Origin of the sequence: Stenotrophomonas sp. FR010 (assembly GCF_047520755.2) — a bacterium.
Taxonomy (GTDB): Bacteria; Pseudomonadota; Gammaproteobacteria; order Xanthomonadales; family Xanthomonadaceae; genus Stenotrophomonas; species Stenotrophomonas sepilia.
The window spans coordinates 186,066-206,546 of sequence record NZ_JAXBQT020000005.1 but is presented as its reverse complement, the minus strand read 5'-3'; the positions used below and the strand labels follow the sequence as shown (position 1 = coordinate 206,546).

Sequence of the window (20,481 nt, the reverse complement as noted above, 5' to 3'; positions counted from 1 at the left end):
GCTGCCCTGCGGATCGTAATCCGATCCGTAGGGCAGGACGTGAAGCCGTGGAAGGGGCTTGTGCTCAATCGACTTCGGGTACCGGCAGGGGGTCTTCAATGCCCGCGGCCTTCCTGCGCGCAGTTCTTCGGAGTACCAGCCCGCACAGCGCAGGCAGCACGAACAGCGTCAGTACGGTTGCCGTGGCAAGACCCCCGATAACCACTGTAGCCAGTGGCTTCTGCACTTCGGCGCCCGTACCCGTTGCAATCGCCATCGGGACGAAGCCCAGGGAGGCAACCAGCGCGGTCATAAGAACCGGTCTGACGCGCTCCATTGCACCCAGTTCGACCGCCTCATCTGGCGGAAGCCCCTCGTGCAGGCGTTTCTTGATCGCGGAGATCAGAACCAGGCCGTTGAGCACCGCGACACCAGATACCGCGATGAAGCCCACAGCGGCTGAGATCGAGAAGGGGATTCCTCTCAACGCCAATGCGAAGAATCCACCGGCCAGAGCAAGTGGCACTGCAGTCAGTACCGTACCTGTCAGCAAACCGTTGCCAATCGCCATGTAGAGGACGGCCGCAATGAGGATGAAGCAGAGAGGCACAATGATCGCCAGTCGCTTCGTTGCTGCCTGCAGATTTTGGAACTGCCCGCCCCATTCGATCCAGGAACCGGTGGGCAACTGCACCTGCTGGCCAATAGCCGCCTTGGCGTCGTCAACGAAGCTACCCAGGTCACGCCCGACCACATTCGCTTCCACATAGATTCGACGTTTGCCATTGTCGCGGCTGACTTCGTTCAGACCCTGCGTGAAGCGGAAGCTGACCAATTCACGAAGCGGAACAGACTGACGGCCTTCCTGACTGCCTGGCGGCAGCATGACCGGAACGGCTCCCAGTACATCGAGATCGCTGCGGTCCACACGGGGCAGACGAACCACTACGTCGAAGCGCCGATCACCTTCGAAGATCTGGCCCGCCATGCGACCTGCCAGCGCAGCAGACACTGTGTCGGCCACTTCCTTGACGGTCAGTCCGTAACGGGCGATCGCGGCCCGGTCGAATGCCATGTCAAAGGTCGGGAAGCCTCCCGTTTGCGCCACACGGACATCCGATGCGCCCGGAATCTTCTTGAGGACGCTCGCAATCTTGTCAGCGCTGCCGGCAAGCGCCGTCAGGTCTTCGCCATAGATCTTGACTGCAACGTCGCTACGAACGCCGCCGATCAGCTCATTGAAGCGCATCTCGATGGGCTGGGTGGCGTCATAGTTGTTACCAACAAGAAAGGCTGTCTTCTCTCGAATCCTCTCGATCACCTGCTCTTTGGTCTTCACTCCATCCGGCCATTGGTCCTTGGGCTTGAGGATCACGTAGTTGTCGGACGCGTTGGGCGGCATGGGATCTGCGGCCAGGCTTGCGGTACCGGCCTTGGAGTACACCGTCTGTACCTCCGGCAACGTCATCAGTGCCTTCTCAAGAGGAAGGTCGATGGCGACGGACTGCTCGATCGATGTGGACGGGATGCGAACGGAGGACAGGTTGAGATTCTGCTCATCCAATGTGGGCATGAACTCCCGACCCACAAAGCCAAAGGCCACAACGCCGGCCACCAGGACGCCAAGACCACCGGCCAGGTAGGGCATGGGTTGGCGGATTGCGCTGCGAAGCATCGGCTGATAGCGGCTCTTGGTGGCAGCGACTACCCGTACTTCTTTCTCGGAAATGTGGCCCTTGAGCATGACCGCCACCATCGCCGGAACGAAAGTGAGGGAGAGCACGAATGCAGAGGCCAGCGCCAGCATCAGGGTAATTACCATCGGGGAGAACATCTTTCCCTCGACGCCCTGGAAGGTCAGGCATGGCACGAAGACCAGGAAGATGACCGCCTGCCCATACACGGTCGGGCGGACCATCTCCTTGGACGAGGCGATCGTTTCATGCAGCCGCTCCGATAGATTGAGTGGGCGCCCAAGTGCATGCTGTCGCTCTGCCAAACGGCGCAGCGCGTTCTCGACGATGATGACCGCGCCGTCGATGATCAGGCCAAAGTCGAGCGCACCCAGACTCATCAGGTTGCCAGAGATCCCGAGCTTGTTCATGCCGATCGCGGTGATCAGCAGGGACAACGGAATCACCAATGCAGCAATGACAGCAGCTCGCCAGTTTCCGAGCAATGCAAATAGGATGACCACGACTAGAAGAGCGCCTTCGGCCAGGTTCTTGGCGACGGTCTTGATCGTTGCGACAACCAGCTGGGATCGGTCCAGCGTGGGAACAATCCTCACGCCCGGCGGCATGGTCTTGCCGATCTCCTGCAGCTTGTCACCCACTGCGGCCGCCACAGTTCGGCTGTTGGCGCCAACCAGCATGAGTGCGCTGCCAACGACGGTCTCGTAGCCATTGCGGCTGGCGGCACCGCGGCGGAGCTCACCGTCAACGACCACACGTGCGACGTCTCCCACTGTTACGGGAACTCCGTTGCGATTGCCCACAACGGCACGGGCAATCTCGTCCACGGAGCGGATGCGGGCGTCTGCGCGCACCAGATAGGACTCGCCCGACCTCTGGATGTAGTCTGCTCCGACCGACAGGTTGGCATCCTGCAACGCGTCGGCTAGGTCGGTATAGGAGAACCCGTACTCTGCGAGCTTGCTCGCATTGGGCTCAACGACATACTCCTTGACGTAGCCGCCGAGGCTGTCGACGTCTGCTACGCCCGGCGTCGTGCGCAGCTGAGGCCGCACAATCCAGTCCTGGACTGTGCGCAAGTAGGCCAGACGTGCCATGTTGTCCGTCAGCCGTTCCCCCTGATCAGTCAGGAACGAACCGTCGCTTTGCCAGCCAGGCTTACCATCATTTCGCGGGGCATCTTTGCCATCTGGGTGGGTGAATTCAACGCTGTAGTGGAATACTTCGCCCAACCCGGTCGAAACCGGGCCCATCAGCGGTTCGGCACCCTCCGGCAACTGGGGCCGAGCCTGAGTCAGTCGCTCGGTGACCTGTTGGCGCATGAAGTAGAGGTCTGCGCTCTCATCGAAGATCACCGTGACCTGGCTGAAGCCGTTGCGCGAGAACGACCGGGTGTTCGCGACGCCCCGAAGTCCTGCCATTGCGGTCTCGATCGGGTAGGTAACGCGCTTCTCGACCTCCACTGGACTCAGCGTCGGGATGACGGTGTTGATCTGGACCTGCTTGTTCGTGATATCCGGAGTCACGTCGATCGGTAGCAGGTTCAGTTGCCACCCGCCGATCACCGCAATCACCAGTGTGATGAACAGAACCAGCCAGCGGTGCCGTACGGCACCCGTAAGTACTTGCTCGATCATTACTCGTCTCCGCCCGACTTTTTCATCTCGGCCTTCACCAGAAACGCATTACGGGTAGCAACCGGGGTTCCCGCAGTGACGCCAGAAAGGATCTGCGCCATACCACCGCTACGGAGGCCAATGAAGACCGGCTGTGCAGTGAACCCCTTACTGGTTCTGACGAAGAGGACGTCTTTTCCGTCGATGTTCTGGACCGCCTCTTCCGAGACAGACAGCCCCTCACCCGATCCGGAAGCGGTGACCAGCCGGACCTGCACACCGTCACCCACAACCAATCCGTTCGCCTCTGCGCTCGGGGTGATTACGACTGTGGCAGCCCTTGTCAGCCCACCTACGGCGGCAGCAACTGAACGGACCTTGCCTGAGGTGACGCTTCCGTCGGAGCGGGTAATGGACGCGCTGTCGCCGGCCTTGATCCGACCGGTGTCACCCGCACGAACGGAGGCCTGAATCTCCACGCCATTGGAACCTGTGACCCTATAGAGGGAGGCCTGCGGCTCGACGAAAGCGCCCAGAGTCACTTGCGAGCTGCTGATGGTTCCATCGATAGGGCTGATGACGTTGACGCTACCTCCTCCATCCACATTGGCGGTGCGTGCCACCAGGGCAGCGCGTTGTGCTTCTGCTTGCGCTGTGAGATAAGCGGCGCGACTCGCCTCGGCCTCTTGTCGTGCCAACACGCCCTGTGCGAGCAACGACTCATCGCGCTTGACGTTCTTTTCGGCGAGGGAGAGGCTGGCGCTGGCCACACGAAGGTCAGCCGCAATACGGGCCCCATCAGGGCTGGCTACGCGTGCCAGCACTTCGCCCTTCTTCACCTTGTCGCCCACCTGCCGGATGACATCGGTGACGTTACCGGCCGCACGTGCCACCGCGACGGCCTCACCACCGGGGATTGCCACGACCGAACCCGATGCGGTGATGTTCGCCGCTACCTGAGCGGAAGTGACGGGCTCCACCGAGATCCCCGCAGCGGCAACATACTCCTTGGGAATCGCGACTTCCTGAGCCGCCTCCGCCGGCGCACTGGCGCTGGCTTCGTCTTTCGCGGGGTCGACCACCGTCTCTGAAGGGGCGGATAAGCGTGCAATGCCAAATCCTGCGCCAAGCGCCAAGGTAGCCACGCCGATCATCGTCAGGGTGTTAACAGCCGGAATACTTCTCTTCATCTACATGTCTCCAAAGGCAATCTGACCGCTGGCCACGGCGAGCGATGCGTAGGCGGCAACGCGTGCGAGTCGTGCATCCACCACGCTCAGCCTCGCGTCCGTCAGCGTGCGACGGCTAAGCAGCAGCTCAACCAGTGGGGTTCTACCGGCCTCGTATCCCAAGCGCGCCATTCGGTAGGCTTCCGTGGCTGCTTCCTCTCCCTTGGAGGCAGCGATCAGTCCTCGCTTGGCGGCGTCAACACGCGCAAGCGCAGTCGCACGGTCCGCCTGGCTCTGGAGGCGTGCGGCATCCAATCGAGCACGGGCGGCGTCGCTCCGTGCTCGAGCCGCGCTGATCCCGCCACTGTTCCGGTCAAACAATGGGATGCTCAGAGACACGCCGACGACCAATGCGTCCCCACCGGCGGCGAAGTTGCGACGGCCTGCGGTGAGGTTCAGGTCCGGTGCCCGCTTGAAGCGTTCAGTGCGCAGAACCGCATCGCTCGCGTCGACGTCTGCCTTCGCAGACAGGACAGATGCCGAATCGACGTTCGCAATTGCGGGCGCAACCCACTCGCGCACCAGGAGTGACTCGGACGTGCCTGAGTAGGGTTCCGCTCTTCCCGCCAGTACTGACAGTTGCTCGAGAGCTGCAGCCGCCTCTGCCTCTCTTGAGGCGGCAATCGCTTCTGCTGAGCTCAAGCCTGCCTGGGCTTGTGCTACGCGCAGGCTGGCCTCCTTTCCTGCGTCAACCAGCGCCTGAGCTGCCTTCAGGTCGCCTCTGGCGCGATCAACATCTTCGGCAGCAATGTCGCGCCGTATCAGCCCAGCTTCGGAAGACGCGTAGGCAACAGCCAAGGCTGCGGCGAATTCGACTTGCGCCTGGTGCTGGCGAGCTTCGGCCGCCTGCAGCCCTTTCTCTCCCGCCTGGATTCGAGCCCCACGTTGGCCAAAGATCTCGAGTGGCTGGCTGATGGTGTAGGTCGTCTGCCGCTGGCTCGCGCCATTGCTGGGGGGAGCGTTGAGATTCTCTGCGAGGGCATCAATGGTGGGGTTACGTAGCGCTCGCGCTTGGCGGGCTTCGCCCGCAGCGGCAGCTGTGTCGAACCCCTTTTCCTGAAGGAAGGGGGATTGGGCCCTGCTCTGCTCGAGCAACGCGCTGAAGTTCGGGGCGTCCGAGGCATAGGCCGCAGAGATACTGGTCAGGGCCAGCATCACCGTCAGGGCAAGCAATGATGGTTTCATGAGGATCCGGTGCAGTGGGGCCGCAATCTCGGCCGTCTTTCTGCACTACGCGGCCTGCGCGGCCTTCCCCTCGAATCCGGCGAAAATTTATTTCCCGCGGCTCAGTGCATCTGTCAGTTTGGCCCGCGCTCTCAGGACGCGACCCTCTATCGTTTTGAGACTGATACCCAGGGCGGAAGCTGCTTCAACCTGGGAAAGGCCGACGAAGGCAGTCAGAACCAGAGCTTCACGCAGGCTCGGGTCGATCGTGTTGAGAACCCTTCTTACTTCTGCGAGCTCAAGCTGAGAACCGGCAACCTGCTCTGGCCCGGCCTGCTCGGAATGCAGGGCGCGTCCTTCCTCATCATCCAAAGGCTTGGCCCGAAACAGGAAGTGGCGGACGCGTCGAAACCGTTGCGTATCACGAACCTTGTTGATTCCAATACGCATCAGCCAAGGAAGTACCGAGCGCGTCGGATCGTACTCTGACAGGCCTCGCCAAGCGGCAACGAATGTCTCCTGCACGACATCATCGACGTCGGTTTCGGGCAGACCCATGCCTCGAACCATCTGCTTGATTGCTGGCGAGTGACGGCGGACCAGGCGAGCGAAGGCCTCAGCATCACCCGCCGCAGCTTCAACTGCCCAGTTGTTGTCGTCCTCGATGGTCACAACGTTTGTGGGGCTCAGGGAGAGTCGGTGCGAAGTGCTTCAAGGAGTGCCTTGTCGTAGGCCGGCCGGTGCTCGGGTTTCAAGCCCTCGCGCATCTCGAACACATGCTCGAGCGTGATGCGCTGGAGATCGCCCGCAGCCCGCTCCACCTCACGACTTGCACGTTCCACCTGGGGGTTCCATTTGGGGTCAGCCGCGATGGCGTCCGCCAGCTGGCGGTTGGCAATCCGCAGGCGCGCTTCGATCTCACCTCGCCTTGTTGCGAACAGCTGTTCCTTGGCCTGGAGGATCTGCTTCTCCGAGTCGTCCAGAGGCACCACGGCGTGAAGGCGTTCATGGAGATCGCTGTGCCCAGGATTGAGCGAGTGCCAGATCCAGCCGATAGCCAGCGCGCACACTACGCCAATGATGGCGCCAGCGATTGTTGCCAGCGGCAGCCTCATGAGGGGTCCGATTGCCATCAGCGTTCCACCAGTAGAGCGTATGGGGACATGGAAGCTGGGGCCGCGACCCATGTCGGGCGCGAGGGTGCCTGGGTGACAAAGAAGGCGGAGCCTACTCCTCCGCAGGTAAGCACCGCCGCGAGCGCCGCGCATGCGAGTGCCCGGCGGAACTCTCGCTTACCGGCCCATTGCGAAGGGGAAGCTTCCTGGGACAGGCGTCGGACCAGGCTATCGGTGGCCCGATCATGGCCGTCTGGCCTTGTAGCTGCCGAGGCTCTGGACAGCCAATCGTCTAGATCATTCATGTGGAGATCTCCTCATCCTTCCCTACTTATACGCCTGCCGTGGGGAGATCCCCTCAAACCTCTGATTGCTGACCTCCCCGCGGGTTCTCAGATTCACCGATGAGCACCGGGGCGAAGCTGATCCGGCACTGGGAGGTTCACAGGTCTGGACGTGATTAGTGCCGTGTCAAGAGTTCAGAACGGATGCTTCAGCGCACACGGTTCTAGAGCATCCGAGAAGCCCAGTGAAGAAGGAAGCGCTCTTGCTCCGCCGTTTCCACGGCTCCGGGACGAGCACTCCGAACTCTGGCCATAGCTTCTTCAGCGCTTAGGCATGATCTGCTCTCGAGCAGTAGCATCGAAGCCACGGTGCCCGCTCTGCCAAGCCCTCCTTTGCAATGAACGACTACTTTGTCACCGCGGAGCAAATCGTCAGTGAGGACGGGGCCTAGTCGTGTCCACTCGTCCAAGAACTGAGGATCCGGCGCTTCTCCATCACGAATCGGAAGACCATGCCAGTGCAGGCCATGAGCGCGCGCGCGTTCGGGTAGCGACCCTATCCCGAGATCGTCGAACTCCCACGGTTCAATCAAGGAAAGCAGATGGCGACATCCCCAAGCTGAGACGGACGCTAGATCGAGCTCGAGATCTCTACACCACGAGCCCGTCATTGCAACTTTCTGATGCTTACCGGGGGCAAAGGTAACGCCTATGGTTCCTCCGTTGGCACCGACGGAAAGTCCCGCAATCTGCAACGGATGAGACAAGCTAGTTCTGTGCACAGAATCCTCGAGTATTGGGGGCTGGCGGTGTCTCACTGCGGCGTCCGAAGATTGCATCCACGGCACACTCCATCCACTAAGGCCGCGCCTTGGGCTTTGTGCTGCCTGGATTGAGGCGCTCCTCAAGACGCTGGATCACCAGCTGCAGCCCCTCGTCTCCATCAGAATATGGTGCAGCGAAGAGAGGGGCTTCAATCCAGAGGAAGTGTTGGCCGGGATGCACGTAGGCCCCGTGATCATCCAGCAACAGTGCCTCGCCAAGTTCTGCCGAAACGAATCGAAGGTCCTTCGTCGGACCGTCCCATTCGATGTATGGGAGATGTTGAGACCATTCGGGAGCGCGTCCCTCCAGCACCAAGAGGGATGTAATCTCTGCAACAACCTTTTGGGGTACAGAGGTGAACATGACGATCCGATTGAAGGTGCTGCTGGCATAGTTTAGGAACTCCATCAGGCCGGGTCGGGGTATTTGACTGACGGCATTGGAGATAAGTGTTCCCTCAAGGTCCAGTGCAAGAATGATTGGACGCATCTATCAAGTCTCGTGATTCTTGGTTCAGCTGAGCCAGGGAAGTGGGTAATCGAGGGCCTCTGTTTTGACTAGATTTCGCCCAAGGATGGAGCTGCAAGCCAGTAGTCATCGCCTATCTTCAGTATGCTTTCCAGCGCTACATCGATCATCAGTGGTCGTCGCCAACCTGTGTCAGGAAGGAAGCAATAGTCGGTTCTTCGAAGTTCACCCGCGGCCGCCTTTACTACCAGCCAGCGCGTCCTCCTTCGCATCTCTCGGGAAAGCACTTCTAGTGCGGCGTCCTCGTTGCCACCGCTACTAAGGAACTGGCTCGCTGCTCCCCTTACAGATGACCAGAGCACGTATCGTTTCCGCCCCAGGCTCAGACGAGTCCACTCCTCATCCTGACTTCTCAGGATTTCATCTACGCGGTGCACTCCGATACGGTGACGGCGCAGCAATGATGTGAGATAGGCGCTTGCCTCTCGATCCGCTAGCTGGCGCCAGATCCAAAGTCTTGCGTGTTTATCAAGCGTCGGGCGCCAAGCATCAAGCATCCCCTTGAGCGCTGCATCAAGGTCATCAGGAAGAATCAGGTCATCGACGTAGGACCAACTGACCGGTTCGTAGAGAGAGCGCTTAACGGCTCCGTTGCCTGAACTGGAACCGGTCACAACACCTGCGCTTTTTAGGAATTGCAGGAGTTGCTGGGCGACAGCAGGGTCTGAGGAAACGGGCGCGCTAACGGAAGTGGAGCGTTCAAGCGCACACCAGGCGCAGGTGTAGAAAGGACCAAGCGATACGACAAGTGAGTCGAGCTCGGGCCACGAAGGAAGGAGGGTCTGTTGGCTACGGCCATAGATCACTCGATCCCCGGCAAATTAACCAGTCCGGATGCTACCAAGGCGGCACGATGTCGTCTACATGATTTTCATGTATGCCGTGCCCCGGTCATAGATTTCCATCCGCTCCTTGAGGCGGACCGGATGGCTACGAAGACGATCTATCAGAACCCGTACCTCCGTTTGGTCGGAAAGCTTCGGGAGCATCGGGAGATCTTGGGCATCAGTCAGACTCAGCTTGCTGCCCATCTGGGGTGGCCCCAACAGCGCATTTCTTCAATAGAGTCTGGATCACGTCGTCTAGACGTTCTCGAATTCTGCCAAATGGCATCTGCGCTGGGTGTCTCTCCAGCTGAGGTGTCTGATCTGATCTGCAAGGCTCTAAAGGCAGTGCGAGTCTCGAGGATCAATTGACAAGGCTCACATAAGTCGAAAGTCTTATTTCAAGCATAAGTAATTGATTTATATGCTTTAAATAATTTTTCCGTTGTTATTTGAGCTCTCAGCAGCAAGTAGGCGGGGCGTGCCGGCCGCTGGCCGGCAACCCCGCGAACCGGAGGCGGCACCCTGCCGCCCCCGGTGCCTGCCTCAGTACGCGACCCAGGCATCACGCCAGGCATAGCCGGTGCCCGGGCGATAGGCATCGGCATTGATGTTGCACCACGCGCCTTCCGGGAACGGGCGGCAGGCGTACAGCTTGCCGTCGGTGCCCTTCACCACGGTCTCGCCCGGCGTGTAGCTGCCGAGGCCGGCCGGATACACGAAGTCGAAATCGCCACCCGGCGGGTCGACCGGATCAACCGGGCCCGGCACCTGGGTTTCCAGCTGGAAGCGATTGCCCGGCTTCAGGTACACGCGGTTTTCGGTGGCCGATGCGACCGGCGTGATCACGCCGTTCTTCATCACACCGACGCGGGCGTGCTGCGCACTGGCATTGACCTTGCGGGCCAGCGCCAACGGCCACTGTGCGGGAGCGGTCTGGCCGGCCGCCAGCGTGGTCTCCACGCGCTCCAGGTCATTGCCGTTGGCATTGAACACACGCAGGGTCACGGTGCTGTCCACGTCCAGTGCACCGTTGGCGGTCACAGCGCCGGCATCCTGCCACTGCGGCGGCGGAACCACGCCATCGCCGCCTTCGAAGCGCACGTCCATGCAGGTATAGAACGCCTCCTGCGAATCCGAGCGCTGCCAGGTGTTGTAGATGATGTGCTGGCCACTGCGCTTGGGCAGCGGGCAGTCCAGCTTGTAGACACCGCCTTCGGACAGCGGCGTGTTGCCCAGCGTGCAGAATTCCTGCAGGTCGGCCCAACGCAGCGGGCTGCCCGGCTGCCAGCCATCGCGGGTGACGTAGAACTTCCATTCGCGGGTGGCGTGCGGCGCCGGCGCGCGGAACTCGAAGGTGTAACGGCCACGGGCGTCGGCGCGGATCGGCGTGGTCGGCCAGTCCGTGCGGTTCAGGTCGAGCCCGCGGTACTTGGGAATGCTGGCACTGCACAGTTCGCCATCGCGCACCAGTTCGCGATGGTTGCCATTGGCATTGCCGTGGGCAATCGCGCTCCAGTCGTAGAACGGCTGCGAACCACCGATGGCCTTGGCGGCGGCGCAGGCCGGGTTGGTCGGGTTTTCCGGATTGCCCTCGTGGCACTGCTTCACGCGGCTGAGCGGCTTGGTCATGGTGCCGTGGGCGAAGGCGCTGCCGGACAGGGCCAGGCCGGCAACGACGGACAGTGCGAGGACTGCCCGATGGAACAGGTGCATGCAGAGACTCCTTTGCGAGGTATGGGAAACCCCATGAAGTCTTCACATGCAGACAGGCCGGCAATATCGGACAAGTTTGATTTCAGTGGCTGTCGTGCCTGATCTGCAGCACGCTGCTCAAAGCACTGCGGCTCAGGCAGAAGGCGGCGCGACGCGCACCGCCTTCTACAACGGGTCAGTACGGCACCCAAGCATCGCGCCATGCACTGCCCATACCGGGGCGATATGCCTCGGCATTGACGTTGCACCACGCCCCTTCCGGGAATGGGCGGCAGGCGTACAGCTTGCCGTCGGTGCCCTTTACCACGGTCTGGCCGGGGACGTAGCCGCCAATGCCTGCGGGGTACACGTGGTCGAAATCACCGCCCGGCGACGGCGTGCCCGCGTCCGGCACCCGGGTGTCGAGCTGGAAGCGGTTGCCGTCCTTCAGGTACACCCGGTTGTCGGTGGCCGAGGCCGCCGGCGTGATCACGCCGTTGCTGAGCACGCCCACGCGTGCGTGCTGCGCACTGGCATTGACCTTGCGTGCCAGCACCAGAGGCCACTGTGCGGCGGCAGTCTGGCCGCCGGCCAGCGTGGCTTCCACGCGTTCGACATCATTGCCGTTGGCATTGAACACGCGCAGCGCCAACGTGGTGCCGACCGGCAGCTCGCCGCGCGCGGTGACCGGGCCGGCATCCTGCCACTGTGCTGCCGGTGCCGTTCCGCCGCCGCCCTGGAAGCGCACATCCATGCAGGTATAGAACGCCTCGGTCGAATCCGAGCGCTGCCAGGTGTTGTAGATCACATGCTGGCCGCTGCGCTGCGGCAATGTGCATTGCAGCTTGTAGGTGCCATCGGCCGACAGCGGTGTATTGCCCAGGGTGCAGAACTCCTGCAGGTCGGCCCAGCGCAGCGGGCTGCCCGGCTGCCAGCCTTCGCGGGTGACGAAGAAGCGCCAGTCACGGGTGGCGTGCGGTGCGGTCGCCTTGAACACGAAGGTGAACCTGCCATTGGCATCGGGCTGGATCGGCGTGGTCTGCCAGTCACTGCGGTTCACATCCAGCCCGCGGAAGGTCGGGTTGTTGCCGCTGCACAGCTTGCCGTCGGGTACCACGGCATGGTGGTTGCCATTGGCGTTGGCCTGGTTGATGCCGTTCCAGTCGTAGAACGCCTGCGAACCGCCGATGGCCTTGGCGGCGGCACAGGCCGGGTTGGTCGGGTTCTCGGGGTTGCCCTGGAAACAGGCGTAGACGCGGCTGACAGGCGTGGTCATGGTGCCGTGGGCGAACGCGTTGCCGGCCAGGCACAGGCCCGCAGCCACGAACGAGGTGGCCAGCAACAGCGGTGTGGATCGGAATGACATGGCGCATCCTTGTGGTCGTCGAAAGGGAACGGTGACCGCAGGCGCTGCGCTGCGCGGCGGACTTCCGGCGGCACCACGGCGAGTATCGAGTCGCGATGCAGGCGACGGAACCATCGAAGTGCCGATCCGTGACTGCGCATGTGAAGCCCTTCCCGCAGGCTTCACGCAGGGCTGAACGGATGCGCTGTATGTCACGTGATCGGCGTGGCATCGATCACGTCATGGAGATCACGCTACGCGGTCCCGGTACCCACCCGATCTGCCTGGCATGAGAAACAGCCATGCGCCGCGTTGTGCAGCTGGACGAACGCCACCGACGGGTCGGCAAACAGTGCATCCAGATGGTCGGCCACCTCGGTGCCCGCACAGACCTGGGCACCGCACATCAGCGCGGCGTGGTCATAGGCACGCATCGAAATCATCCGGCGCTGCACATACGGGGGGCACCTCGCCCGGCGTCAGGACGCAACGGGTCACGCCGCGCTGCACGAAGATCGGGCCGGCGGCGCGGTACGGCGACTGCAGCGGCAGGTGGACGTGGGACAGCAGGAGCAGCTCGCTGCCAGGCGCGGGATCGCTCAGGCTGATCCGGCAGGGATGTCCGCCGTTGGCGCCGGCCCAGCGACGCTGGATGCCGAGCGCGGCGAGCGCGCTGTCGCTCATCTCGAACAGGTGCAGGAAGGGGCGATGGTCGATGCCACCGAGGTACCACGTGTGCATGGGCGTCTCCTGGGTCTGCGGCGGATTCTGCGCGCGCGCCGGCGGCCGTGCTCGCCGTTTTCAGACCCCGCATCGCCGTCGGGCCGGGGCACTGGCCCATGGGGCGCTGCGGTCCGCCGCCGATGCCGCCCTGTGCCGGCCGAGGCCGAGGGGCGGGACTGCCTGGTCTGCGCGCCGTTGGCGGCGGATTCGTCATTGCCCATCGCCGTCGGCGCGCTGCCCGTGTAAGTTGGGTCACATCTTCCGCGGCAGCCCGTCGTGGTCGACAGGAACGTCCTCCAGGGGAAACGAGCACGATGCAAAGACACCACCTCGCGCTGGCCGGGATGCTGGCCAGCCTGATGCTTGCCGGGTGCAGCCAGCCGCCGCCGGCCGACGCCGGAAGCGCCAGCGATGCACCCAGCCGCCGCTTCGGCACAATCGACTTCCAGCCCTGCACGCTGTCTACCGAAGGCGCCAGCGCCAACGTGGAGGCGCAGTGCGCCACCCTGCAGGTGCCGGAGGACCGGGCCCAGCCCGGCGGTCGCCGGATCGGCCTGCGTATCGCCTGGCTGGAATCGGGCAGCAGCGGCGCCAGCCAGCCGGACCCGGTGTTCTTCCTGGCCGGCGGCCCCGGCCAGGCGGCCAGCGAGGTGGCGGTCATCGTCGACACTGCACTGCGCCAGGTGCGCAAACAGCGCGACGTGTTCCTGATCGACCAGCGCGGCACCGGCGGCTCCAACCCGCTCAGCTGCCTGGGCGCGGACGGCAAGCCGCTGCAGGTGGACGAGGATGCCGCGCCTTCCGAGGCAGCGTTGCGCGACTACGCCCAGCGCTGCGCCGCATCGCTGCAGGGGCGTGCCGATGCGCGCTTCTACACCACCACCGAGGCGATCGCCGATCTGGATGCGGTGCGTGCGGCGCTCGGTGTGGACCAGCTCAACCTGGTTGGCGGCTCCTACGGTACCCGCGTGGCCCAGCGCTATGCCGGGGCCTACCCGCAGCACACCCGCAGCATCGTCATCGATGGCGTGGTACCGAACGAGCTGGTGGTCGGTGGCGACTTCGCAACCACCTTCGAGGATGCGATCGCCCTGCAGTCGGCGCAGTGCCGCAAGGATGCCGCGTGCAGCAAGCGTTTCCCGACCGATACCCGCGCGCAGCTGCGCAGCGTGGTCGACTCCCTGCGCCGTGCACCGGTCTCGGTCGAGTATCGCGACCCGGGTACCAACGCACCCCGGCAGGATGTCCTGACGCCGGACAGCGTGGTCGGCCTTGCCTTCGCCTTCTCCTACGTGCCGCAGTATTCCTCGCTGCTGCCACTGGTGCTGGATGAAGCCGCACAGGGGCGCTATGCCCCGTTGGCATCGCTGGCGCGCGGCGCGAACCGCAGCATGGATTTCCAGATCAACCGCGGCATGCAATGGTCGGTGATCTGCAGCGAGGATGCGCCGCGCTACCACGCGCCGGCCGAAGATCCCGAACGCCTGTTCGGCAACGAGGTCGCCAGCGCGTTCTTCGTGGCCTGCCCGGTGTGGCCGCACCGTCCGGCGCCAGCAACCGATGCCGTGCCGCTGCGCAGCGACGTGCCGGCACTGCTGCTGTCCGGTGAGCTGGACCCGGTGACGCCGCCGCGCTACGCCGCACAGGTGCTCAAGGGCCTGCCCAACGGCCGTGCGCTGGTCGCCCGTGGCCAGGGCCATGGCACGTTGACCGCCGGCTGCATGCCGCGGCTGCTCGGACAGTTCATCGACAAGACCGATGCCAAGGCGCTGGATGCCGGCTGCCTGGACACGCTGAGCTACGTGCCGGCGTTCACCTCGTTCAACGGATGGGAACCATGATCGTCGCCGACAACCTGCACAAGGCCTTCGATACCCGCACGGGCCGCATCCAGGCGGTCGCCAACGTCGGCTTCCGCGCCGGGGATGGGCAGATCACCGGCCTGCTCGGCCCCAATGGTGCCGGCAAGACCACCACCATGCGCATGCTGTACACACTGATGACGCCCGACCAGGGCAGCATCACTGTCGATGGCATCGATGCCGCCCTCAATCCGGTGGAGGTGCGCCGCCACCTGGGCGTGCTGCCCGATGCGCGTGGCGTCTACAAGCGCCTGACCGCGCGCGAGAACATCGCCTACTTCGGCGAACTGCATGGCCTGTCGGCCGAGCGCATCCGCGAACGCATCGAGGTGCTGTCGCACGCGCTGGACATGGGGGACATCCTCGACCGGCAGACCGATGGCTTCTCGCAGGGCCAGCGCACCAAGACCGCGATTGCCCGCGCGCTGGTGCACGACCCCCGCAACGTCATCCTCGATGAACCGACCAATGGCCTGGACGTGATGACCACGCGCGCGCTGCGCCGCTTCCTGCTCGGCCTGCGCGAAGAGGGGCGCTGCGTGATCCTGTCCAGCCACATCATGCAGGAGGTGGGCGCGTTGTGTGACCACATCGTGATCATTGCCAAGGGCACGGTGATGGCTGCCGGCAGCGCCGACGAGCTGCGTGCGCAGGCCGGCGAAGCCAACCTGGAAGATGCGTTCGTGAAACTGATCGGCAGCGAAGAGGGCCTGCACGCATGAGCATGATGTCGACCCTGATGACGGTGATGCGCAAGGAACTGCGCGACCTGTCGCGTGACCGCCGCACGCTGCTGCTGACCCTGCTGTTCGGGCCGCTGTTGTACCCGGTGCTGCTGCTGGGCATGGGCAAGCTGGCCGAGAGCCGGGTGCGTACCCAGATCGAAGAGCCGTTGCAGATCCCGACCATCGGCGCCGGGAACGCGCCGAACCTGGTGCGCTTCCTCGCCGCACAGGGCCTTAATGCCGCACCGGCACCGAAGGACCTGGCCGAGGCCATCCGCACCCAGGACATCGATGTGGCGCTGCGCATCAGCGATGATTTCGGCAAGGACTGGGCCGAGGGCAAGCCGGCGCTGGTGGAGGTGATCAAGGACAGCACGCGTCGCGCGGCTGAAGTACCCAGTGCGCGCCTGGAGGCGGCGCTGGCCACCTACAACGGCCAGGTCGGTGCACTGCGCCTGATGGCGCGTGGCATCGACGCACAGGTGGCACGCCCGCTGGACGTGGCGCGCCAGGACCTGGCCAGTGCCGAGGCCAAGCGCGGCATGATCCTGTCGATGCTGCTGCCGGTATTGCTGACGCTGACATCGTTCATCGGTGGCGCCTACCTGGTAATGGACGCCACCGCCGGCGAGCGCGAGCGGCAGTCGCTGGAACCCCTGCTGGCCACGCCGGGCTCGCGCAGCGCGATCGTCAGTGGCAAGATCGCCGCCGCCTGCGTGGTCGGTTTCGTGTCGCTGCTGCTGACCCTGGTTGCGTTCAAGGTGAGCGCGCAGATCGCACCCGGCAATATCGGCCGCCAGTTCAACATGAACGTCGGCTCGATGCTGCAGATGCTGCTGGTGATGTTGCCGATGCTGCTGATCGGCACCTCGCTGCTGACCTTCCTGTCGGCCGCGGCCAAGAGCATGAAGGAAGCGCAGAGCCACATGACCTGGCTGATGCTGCTGCCGATGCTGCCCGGCTACGCACTGGTGGCCTATCCGCTGAAGAGCGAGCTGTGGCAGTACGCCGTGCCGTTCCTGTCGCAGAACCAGATGCTGCTGAAAGTGATCCGCCACGAGATCATCACCCCGGCGGTCTGGGCGATCTACCTCGGCGCCAGCCTCGGCCTGGCCGCCGTTCTGTGGTTCGCGGCGGTGCGTCGTTACCACAACGAACGCCTGGCGATCTCTGGTTGACCCCCACGGGTAGCGCCGGGCCATGCCCGGCGGATATGAAACGAGGCCCGGTCATTCCGGGCCTCGTTGTTTTCAGGATTGTGTTGCCTGCCAAGCGGCGAAGCGCTGGGCGATCACCGGTGCCAGTCGGTCGAAGTTTTCCCAGGTATCGGCGACGTGGTACAGCGAAAGGACCTCGGCCCCCAACTGTTCCTCATAGTCCTCGAGATACTGGCCATTCTCGAGGTCGTAGTACGAAGCAGTGAACGTGTTGGCTTCATCACTGACCAGGTCATCGACGAATTTGCCGTCGCTGCATTGAAGCAGGAACAGGCCCGGCGTCGTTCTACGTTCCCGCAGCGCCTGCAGGTCTTCTTCTGCGTCCTCGGCGAGCTCTTCGCTTGCCATGCCCTGTAGCAGCAGCCATGCCAGGTACATGCCGATGTGAGTGGCGCCGGCCTCAGCCGGAAGATCCGAAGGGAAGTCACCCCCGGAATGCCAGCTGGTGTCGTCGTACTTCATCTGTTCTCCTCCTGATTCTAGAAAATAGCTTAGGTCGCGAGGGTAGACAGCGGGAGCGTCGAATGCGTCAGCCGCTGGAATACCGCGCAGGCGTCACCCCCATCTCGCGCTTGAACACGGTGATGAACGCGCTCGGGGTGTCGTAGCCCATCGACAGCGCAACGCTGATCACCGGCTCGCCGGCCAGCAGGCGTGGCAGCGACAGCAACACGCGCAGGCGTTGCCGCCAATGGCCCAGGGTCATGCCTGTTTCGGCCTGCCACCGGCGGGCGAGGCTGCGGCTGGACAGGCCGCTGGCGGCTGCCCACGCTTCGACGCTGCGAAGGTCGTCCGGCGACCGTGCCAGCGCCGCCGCGATCCGCCGCAACCGTCGATCCTGCGGTTGTGGCAAGGCAAGCGGCAAAGGCGTGCTGGCGGCGATCTCATCGGCGATCACGCCGCCCAGGCGTGCCTGCGCAGCGTCCAGCGCCTGATGTGGCCAACTCAGTGCGCGCATCATCGCGGCCTGCAACAGCACGTTCGGCTGGAAAATACGCGGCACGGCGGGCAGCTCCAGACAGGCTTCGGCGTTGAAGTACAGGCTCCAGCCATCGAATGCCTCTGCCCCTACCAGGGCGTGAGGCAGCAAGGGTGGTATCCAGGCAACGTGCCCCGCCGGCAGCAACCAGTGCAGATCGCCGGCCTCGATCCGCAGCAGGCCGTGGTGGGCACCCAGCACTTGGCCGCGCACGTGCTGGTGGCGTGCGGTGCGGCGCCGTCCCGGCACCCGCAGCTGTGAGGCCAGGACGAGGGGACCGCCTTCGGCGTTCGCCAAAGCGGGGTCAATCAACACGGGTGATGTCTGATCTGCCATATCCAATGGCAGTTATACGGTAGAAGTGCCGCTGGCTGGGCGGCACACTGGGCTCCCGATCCCACCGGAGCATCACCCATGCAGCCACACGACATCCTTCCCGACCATCAGAACGAGGTGCAGGTGAACGGCCTCACCGTGCGCAAGGGCAGCGTCGGCGCCTTCCTCGCCAGCGTCCGTGACTGGCAGGACCCCGCCAGCGATGACGCCACCCGCGCCACCGCCGAAGCCGACCTGCGTGCGCTGCTGCCGGGCCTGCATGCGCTGGGCCTGTTCCAGGTGTTGGCCGCGCGTGATCCGGCACTGCAACGCCTGATCGACAGCCTCTCCTGAAACGAACACGGCCCGGACATGCCGGGCCGTGTGGTCATTGCGGGGCGGAAACGACTTAATCCCCTCCGTCCCCTTTTCGAGGTCAGCTGCCGCCCGGGGCGAACACCAGGGTGCGGCGGGTGGTGACCGGTGCGCTGACCGGCTCGAAGCGCCAGCGCTTGACCGCGTTCATGGCCTCGCGATCGAAGACGCGCGACGGTGTTGCGCGCAGCACACGGGCGTTGGTCACCGAACCGTCGGTGCCGACGGTGATCTCCACCAGCACCTCGCCGGAGGTGCCTGCACGCAGCGCCTCGGACGGATAGCGCGGCGCCGGTGTGCTGACCGGGCGCAGGTTGGGCGCCGCAGCGGCCGCCGGAGCTGCAGCCTGGCGTGCGGCGCTGGCCTGCTGGGCGGCAGCCTGCTGCTGCTTTTGCTCGGCTTCGCGGCGGGCCGCAGCCTGGCGCTCGGCTTCCTGGCGCTCGTTGTCGCGGCGGGCAGCGTCCTGTTGGGCAGCGATCTGCTTGGCTGCGTCGGCTTCCTTGGCACGCTGCTCGGCCAGGCGCTGCTGTTCGGTCTGCTGCTTGCTGCGGTCCTCGGCGTCCTTCTTCGCTTTCTCGGCTTCGGCCTCGGTGCGCTTGGCCGCGTTCTGCACGCCCTTGGCCAGGCCGTCCTTCAGGCGCGGCAACGCCGGCGCAGAGGCGTCCACCTTCTCGATCAGTGCCACCAGGCGCTGCGCTTCGGTGTAGTCCTCGCGGCCCAGGTGCTGTTCGGCGGCGATCAGGGTGTAGGGCAGCAGGTCGGTCAGCGCGCTCTTCACCGAGGCGTCGTCCGGCGTCTTGTCGCGCAGGGCGAGGTAGTACTCGATGGCGTTGTCGCCGGCCGGCGCGTACATGCGGTTCTCGCGCAGGGCCTGGCTGGCCGACTCACGCAGCTGCTCGGTGCCCATCGACTGCACCTTGGCGGCAACCACCGGTGCGGCCGGTGCAGCGGCGGTGGGTGCGGCGGCCGGGGCCGGTGCGGCAGTTTCCTCCTTGCCCGAGCAGGCAGCCAGTGCCAGTGCCAGGGCAACCGGCAGCCACCGGCGCGCGGCGGTGATCGTTGAGACGTGCGACATCCTGCTCCCCTCTAGAAGACGACGTGACGTAAATCATTGATATGCATGGCCGGGACCTGCGGTCCGGGCGCGGCAGGGTGACGTTTCCCGACGCCACCGCCGGCAACGGCGAGGGTGCAATCTAGCATCCCGGCCGCCGCCGCGTACAAGAGCAGTGGCCGGGATGGGCAACGGCGGCCGTGCCGTTGCCGGCGCCGACCTCAGTGGTCGTGCGCCTTGTCGTGCGACTTGCTGTGGCCGTTGGACATCAGCTTGTCGGTCCAGGCGATGCCGATCGCCGACAGGATGAACACGCAGTGGATGATGGTCTGCCACAGCACGCCTTCCTGAGTCAGCATCGAGCAGCGGGCGACACCGATGTTGGCGGCGGCCACGCTCATCTGCTCCGGCGTGCACAGCGGGATGCCATTCAGTGCGCCACTGGCGATGAAGGTCTTCAGCAGGTGGATCGAGGAGATGCCGATGATCGCCATCGCCAGCTTCACCTTCAGCACGCTGGCGTTGACGTGGCTCAGCCATTCCGGCTGGTCCGGGTGGCCTTCCAGGCGCAGGCGCGAGACGAAGGTCTCGTAGCCGCCGACGATCACCATCACCAGCAGGTTGGAGATCATCACCACGTCGATCAGGCCCAGCACGATCAGCATGATCTGCTGCTCGCCCATCGACACCGAATGCGAGATCAGGTGCCACAGTTCCTTGCCGAACAGGAACACGTAGACGCACTGCGCCACGATCAGGCCCAGGTACAGCGGCAGCTGCAGCCAGCGCGAGGCGAAGATCAGCGTGGACAACGGGGAGAGCGGCGGGCGGTTTGCACTCATGCGGGGGATGCTGCGTTTCGGGGGAGAGGCGAGGTTACCGGCCCGCCATGACGGTGCCAACCCAACTCACGCACTAGACTTCAGGTTCCTT

The 20,481-nt window shown here is 64.1% G+C and carries 20 protein-coding genes and 1 pseudogene; 5 read left to right on the top strand and 16 right to left on the bottom strand.

Annotated features, from left to right (window positions below; all coding sequences use genetic code 11):
- Nucleotides 1-64: 64 nt before the first annotated feature.
- From ACM0PK_RS06930 to ACM0PK_RS06890, 9 genes are all read right to left on the bottom strand, one after another.
- Nucleotides 65-3,310 carry a CusA/CzcA family heavy metal efflux RND transporter gene (locus tag ACM0PK_RS06930; RefSeq protein ID WP_008266162.1) on the bottom strand — a complete coding sequence of 1,082 codons (3,246 nt, stop codon included), beginning with the start codon at nt 3,308-3,310 and terminating at the stop codon, nt 65-67.
- Nucleotides 3,310-4,479: an efflux RND transporter periplasmic adaptor subunit gene (locus tag ACM0PK_RS06925; RefSeq protein ID WP_197573148.1), complete on the bottom strand. Its 1,170-nt coding sequence runs from the start codon at nt 4,477-4,479 to the stop codon at nt 3,310-3,312. Before ACM0PK_RS06925 ends, ACM0PK_RS06930 begins: the two co-directional genes overlap by 1 nt.
- A complete protein-coding gene (locus ACM0PK_RS06920; protein WP_008266451.1) occupies nt 4,480-5,703 on the bottom strand; it encodes a TolC family protein in 1,224 nt (407 codons plus the stop codon).
- Between the two features lie 87 nt (nt 5,704-5,790).
- Complete coding sequence (locus tag ACM0PK_RS06915; protein WP_049400889.1) at nt 5,791-6,354, bottom strand: RNA polymerase sigma factor; 564 nt, start codon at nt 6,352-6,354, stop codon at nt 5,791-5,793.
- Nucleotides 6,355-6,368: 14 nt separating this feature from the next.
- The gene (locus ACM0PK_RS06910; protein WP_087786541.1) at nt 6,369-6,797 is read right to left on the bottom strand and encodes a periplasmic heavy metal sensor; all 429 of its coding nucleotides are present in this window, start codon (nt 6,795-6,797) and stop codon (nt 6,369-6,371) included.
- Nucleotides 6,798-6,814: 17 nt separating this feature from the next.
- Nucleotides 6,815-7,102, bottom strand: a complete 288-nt coding sequence (locus tag ACM0PK_RS06905) for a CnrY/NccY family anti-sigma factor (RefSeq protein WP_133308083.1) — start codon at nt 7,100-7,102, stop codon at nt 6,815-6,817.
- A 203-nt stretch (nt 7,103-7,305) separates the two neighbouring features.
- Nucleotides 7,306-7,752, bottom strand: a complete 447-nt coding sequence (locus tag ACM0PK_RS06900) for a cyclin-dependent kinase inhibitor 3 family protein (RefSeq protein WP_226053690.1) — start codon at nt 7,750-7,752, stop codon at nt 7,306-7,308.
- 187 nt (nt 7,753-7,939) lie between these two features.
- Entirely contained in the window at nt 7,940-8,395 is a 456-nt protein-coding gene (locus tag ACM0PK_RS06895; protein ID WP_032961321.1) for an NIF family HAD-type phosphatase, read from the bottom strand.
- A 68-nt stretch (nt 8,396-8,463) separates the two neighbouring features.
- Nucleotides 8,464-9,048, bottom strand: coding sequence for a hypothetical protein (locus ACM0PK_RS06890; protein ID WP_141097639.1), 585 nt, complete (start codon nt 9,046-9,048; stop codon nt 8,464-8,466).
- Between the two features lie 312 nt (nt 9,049-9,360).
- On the opposite strand from ACM0PK_RS06890, the gene ACM0PK_RS06885 reads away from it, so the two are divergent.
- The gene (locus ACM0PK_RS06885) at nt 9,361-9,630 is read left to right on the top strand and encodes a helix-turn-helix domain-containing protein (RefSeq protein ID WP_075075810.1); all 270 of its coding nucleotides are present in this window, start codon (nt 9,361-9,363) and stop codon (nt 9,628-9,630) included.
- A gap of 174 nt (nt 9,631-9,804) precedes the next feature.
- On the opposite strand, the gene ACM0PK_RS06880 is transcribed toward ACM0PK_RS06885, so the two are convergent.
- The 3 genes and pseudogenes from ACM0PK_RS06880 to ACM0PK_RS06870 all read right to left on the bottom strand — a co-directional run bounded on the left by ACM0PK_RS06880 (nt 9,805) and on the right by ACM0PK_RS06870 (nt 13,039).
- Entirely contained in the window at nt 9,805-10,974 is a 1,170-nt protein-coding gene (locus ACM0PK_RS06880) for a lytic polysaccharide monooxygenase (RefSeq protein WP_414606908.1), read from the bottom strand.
- 175 nt (nt 10,975-11,149) lie between these two features.
- Nucleotides 11,150-12,319 (bottom strand): lytic polysaccharide monooxygenase, encoded by a 1,170-nt coding sequence (locus ACM0PK_RS06875; RefSeq protein ID WP_414606909.1) that lies wholly within the window; start codon nt 12,317-12,319, stop codon nt 11,150-11,152.
- Nucleotides 12,320-12,552: 233 nt separating this feature from the next.
- A pseudogene (locus ACM0PK_RS06870) lies at nt 12,553-13,039 on the bottom strand (DUF1203 domain-containing protein).
- A gap of 296 nt (nt 13,040-13,335) precedes the next feature.
- Here ACM0PK_RS06870 and ACM0PK_RS06865 point away from each other — a divergent pair.
- From ACM0PK_RS06865 to ACM0PK_RS06855, 3 genes are read left to right on the top strand one after another with little or no spacing between them, the layout of a single operon-like run.
- Nucleotides 13,336-14,862 (top strand): alpha/beta hydrolase, encoded by a 1,527-nt coding sequence (locus tag ACM0PK_RS06865; RefSeq protein WP_414606910.1) that lies wholly within the window; start codon nt 13,336-13,338, stop codon nt 14,860-14,862.
- Nucleotides 14,859-15,605: an ABC transporter ATP-binding protein gene (locus tag ACM0PK_RS06860; RefSeq protein ID WP_072168034.1), complete on the top strand. Its 747-nt coding sequence runs from the start codon at nt 14,859-14,861 to the stop codon at nt 15,603-15,605. Before ACM0PK_RS06865 ends, ACM0PK_RS06860 begins: the two co-directional genes overlap by 4 nt.
- Nucleotides 15,602-16,786: an ABC transporter permease gene (locus ACM0PK_RS06855; protein WP_069138817.1), complete on the top strand. Its 1,185-nt coding sequence runs from the start codon at nt 15,602-15,604 to the stop codon at nt 16,784-16,786. The genes ACM0PK_RS06860 and ACM0PK_RS06855 overlap by 4 nt, the downstream gene beginning before the upstream one ends.
- Before the next feature lie 72 nt (nt 16,787-16,858).
- Here the strand turns inward: ACM0PK_RS06855 and ACM0PK_RS06850 are convergent, their stop codons facing one another.
- Nucleotides 16,859-17,287, bottom strand: coding sequence for a DUF7832 domain-containing protein (locus ACM0PK_RS06850; protein WP_414606911.1), 429 nt, complete (start codon nt 17,285-17,287; stop codon nt 16,859-16,861).
- A 67-nt stretch (nt 17,288-17,354) separates the two neighbouring features.
- Complete coding sequence (locus tag ACM0PK_RS06845; protein ID WP_414606912.1) at nt 17,355-18,140, bottom strand: AraC family transcriptional regulator; 786 nt, start codon at nt 18,138-18,140, stop codon at nt 17,355-17,357.
- 78 nt (nt 18,141-18,218) lie between these two features.
- Here ACM0PK_RS06845 and ACM0PK_RS06840 point away from each other — a divergent pair, with 78 nt between their 5' ends.
- Nucleotides 18,219-18,473, top strand: coding sequence for a hypothetical protein (locus tag ACM0PK_RS06840; protein WP_061478998.1), 255 nt, complete (start codon nt 18,219-18,221; stop codon nt 18,471-18,473).
- 82 nt (nt 18,474-18,555) lie between these two features.
- Here ACM0PK_RS06840 and ACM0PK_RS06835 read toward each other — a convergent pair whose 3' ends face one another.
- Both ACM0PK_RS06835 and ACM0PK_RS06830 read right to left on the bottom strand, forming a co-directional pair.
- Nucleotides 18,556-19,569, bottom strand: coding sequence for an energy transducer TonB (locus ACM0PK_RS06835; RefSeq protein WP_061478999.1), 1,014 nt, complete (start codon nt 19,567-19,569; stop codon nt 18,556-18,558).
- A gap of 200 nt (nt 19,570-19,769) precedes the next feature.
- Nucleotides 19,770-20,390 carry a TIGR00645 family protein gene (locus tag ACM0PK_RS06830; protein ID WP_065177871.1) on the bottom strand — a complete coding sequence of 207 codons (621 nt, stop codon included), beginning with the start codon at nt 20,388-20,390 and terminating at the stop codon, nt 19,770-19,772.
- Between the last annotated feature and the right edge of the window lie 91 nt (nt 20,391-20,481).

Bases quoted from the DNA above. Each gene is read 5' to 3' on its own strand.
- ACM0PK_RS06910 (WP_087786541.1), bottom strand. From the start codon at position 6,797: ATGAGGCTGCCGCTGGCAACAATCGCTGGCGCCATCATTGGCGTAGTG.
- ACM0PK_RS06875 (WP_414606909.1), bottom strand. From the start codon at position 12,319: ATGTCATTCCGATCCACACCGCTGTTGCTGGCCACCTCGTTCGTGGCT.
- ACM0PK_RS06905 (WP_133308083.1), bottom strand. From the start codon at position 7,102: ATGAATGATCTAGACGATTGGCTGTCCAGAGCCTCGGCAGCTACAAGG.
- ACM0PK_RS06830 (WP_065177871.1), bottom strand. From the start codon at position 20,390: ATGAGTGCAAACCGCCCGCCGCTCTCCCCGTTGTCCACGCTGATCTTC.
- ACM0PK_RS06865 (WP_414606910.1), top strand. From the start codon at position 13,336: ATGCAAAGACACCACCTCGCGCTGGCCGGGATGCTGGCCAGCCTGATG.
- ACM0PK_RS06850 (WP_414606911.1), bottom strand. From the start codon at position 17,287: ATGAAGTACGACGACACCAGCTGGCATTCCGGGGGTGACTTCCCTTCG.
- ACM0PK_RS06920 (WP_008266451.1), bottom strand. From the start codon at position 5,703: ATGAAACCATCATTGCTTGCCCTGACGGTGATGCTGGCCCTGACCAGT.
- ACM0PK_RS06930 (WP_008266162.1), bottom strand. From the start codon at position 3,310: ATGATCGAGCAAGTACTTACGGGTGCCGTACGGCACCGCTGGCTGGTT.
- ACM0PK_RS06895 (WP_032961321.1), bottom strand. From the start codon at position 8,395: ATGCGTCCAATCATTCTTGCACTGGACCTTGAGGGAACACTTATCTCC.
- ACM0PK_RS06855 (WP_069138817.1), top strand. From the start codon at position 15,602: ATGAGCATGATGTCGACCCTGATGACGGTGATGCGCAAGGAACTGCGC.
- ACM0PK_RS06860 (WP_072168034.1), top strand. From the start codon at position 14,859: ATGATCGTCGCCGACAACCTGCACAAGGCCTTCGATACCCGCACGGGC.
- ACM0PK_RS06925 (WP_197573148.1), bottom strand. From the start codon at position 4,479: ATGAAGAGAAGTATTCCGGCTGTTAACACCCTGACGATGATCGGCGTG.
- ACM0PK_RS06900 (WP_226053690.1), bottom strand. From the start codon at position 7,752: ATGACGGGCTCGTGGTGTAGAGATCTCGAGCTCGATCTAGCGTCCGTC.
- ACM0PK_RS06840 (WP_061478998.1), top strand. From the start codon at position 18,219: ATGCAGCCACACGACATCCTTCCCGACCATCAGAACGAGGTGCAGGTG.
- ACM0PK_RS06835 (WP_061478999.1), bottom strand. From the start codon at position 19,569: ATGTCGCACGTCTCAACGATCACCGCCGCGCGCCGGTGGCTGCCGGTT.
- ACM0PK_RS06880 (WP_414606908.1), bottom strand. From the start codon at position 10,974: ATGCACCTGTTCCATCGGGCAGTCCTCGCACTGTCCGTCGTTGCCGGC.
- ACM0PK_RS06885 (WP_075075810.1), top strand. From the start codon at position 9,361: ATGGCTACGAAGACGATCTATCAGAACCCGTACCTCCGTTTGGTCGGA.
- ACM0PK_RS06845 (WP_414606912.1), bottom strand. From the start codon at position 18,140: ATGGCAGATCAGACATCACCCGTGTTGATTGACCCCGCTTTGGCGAAC.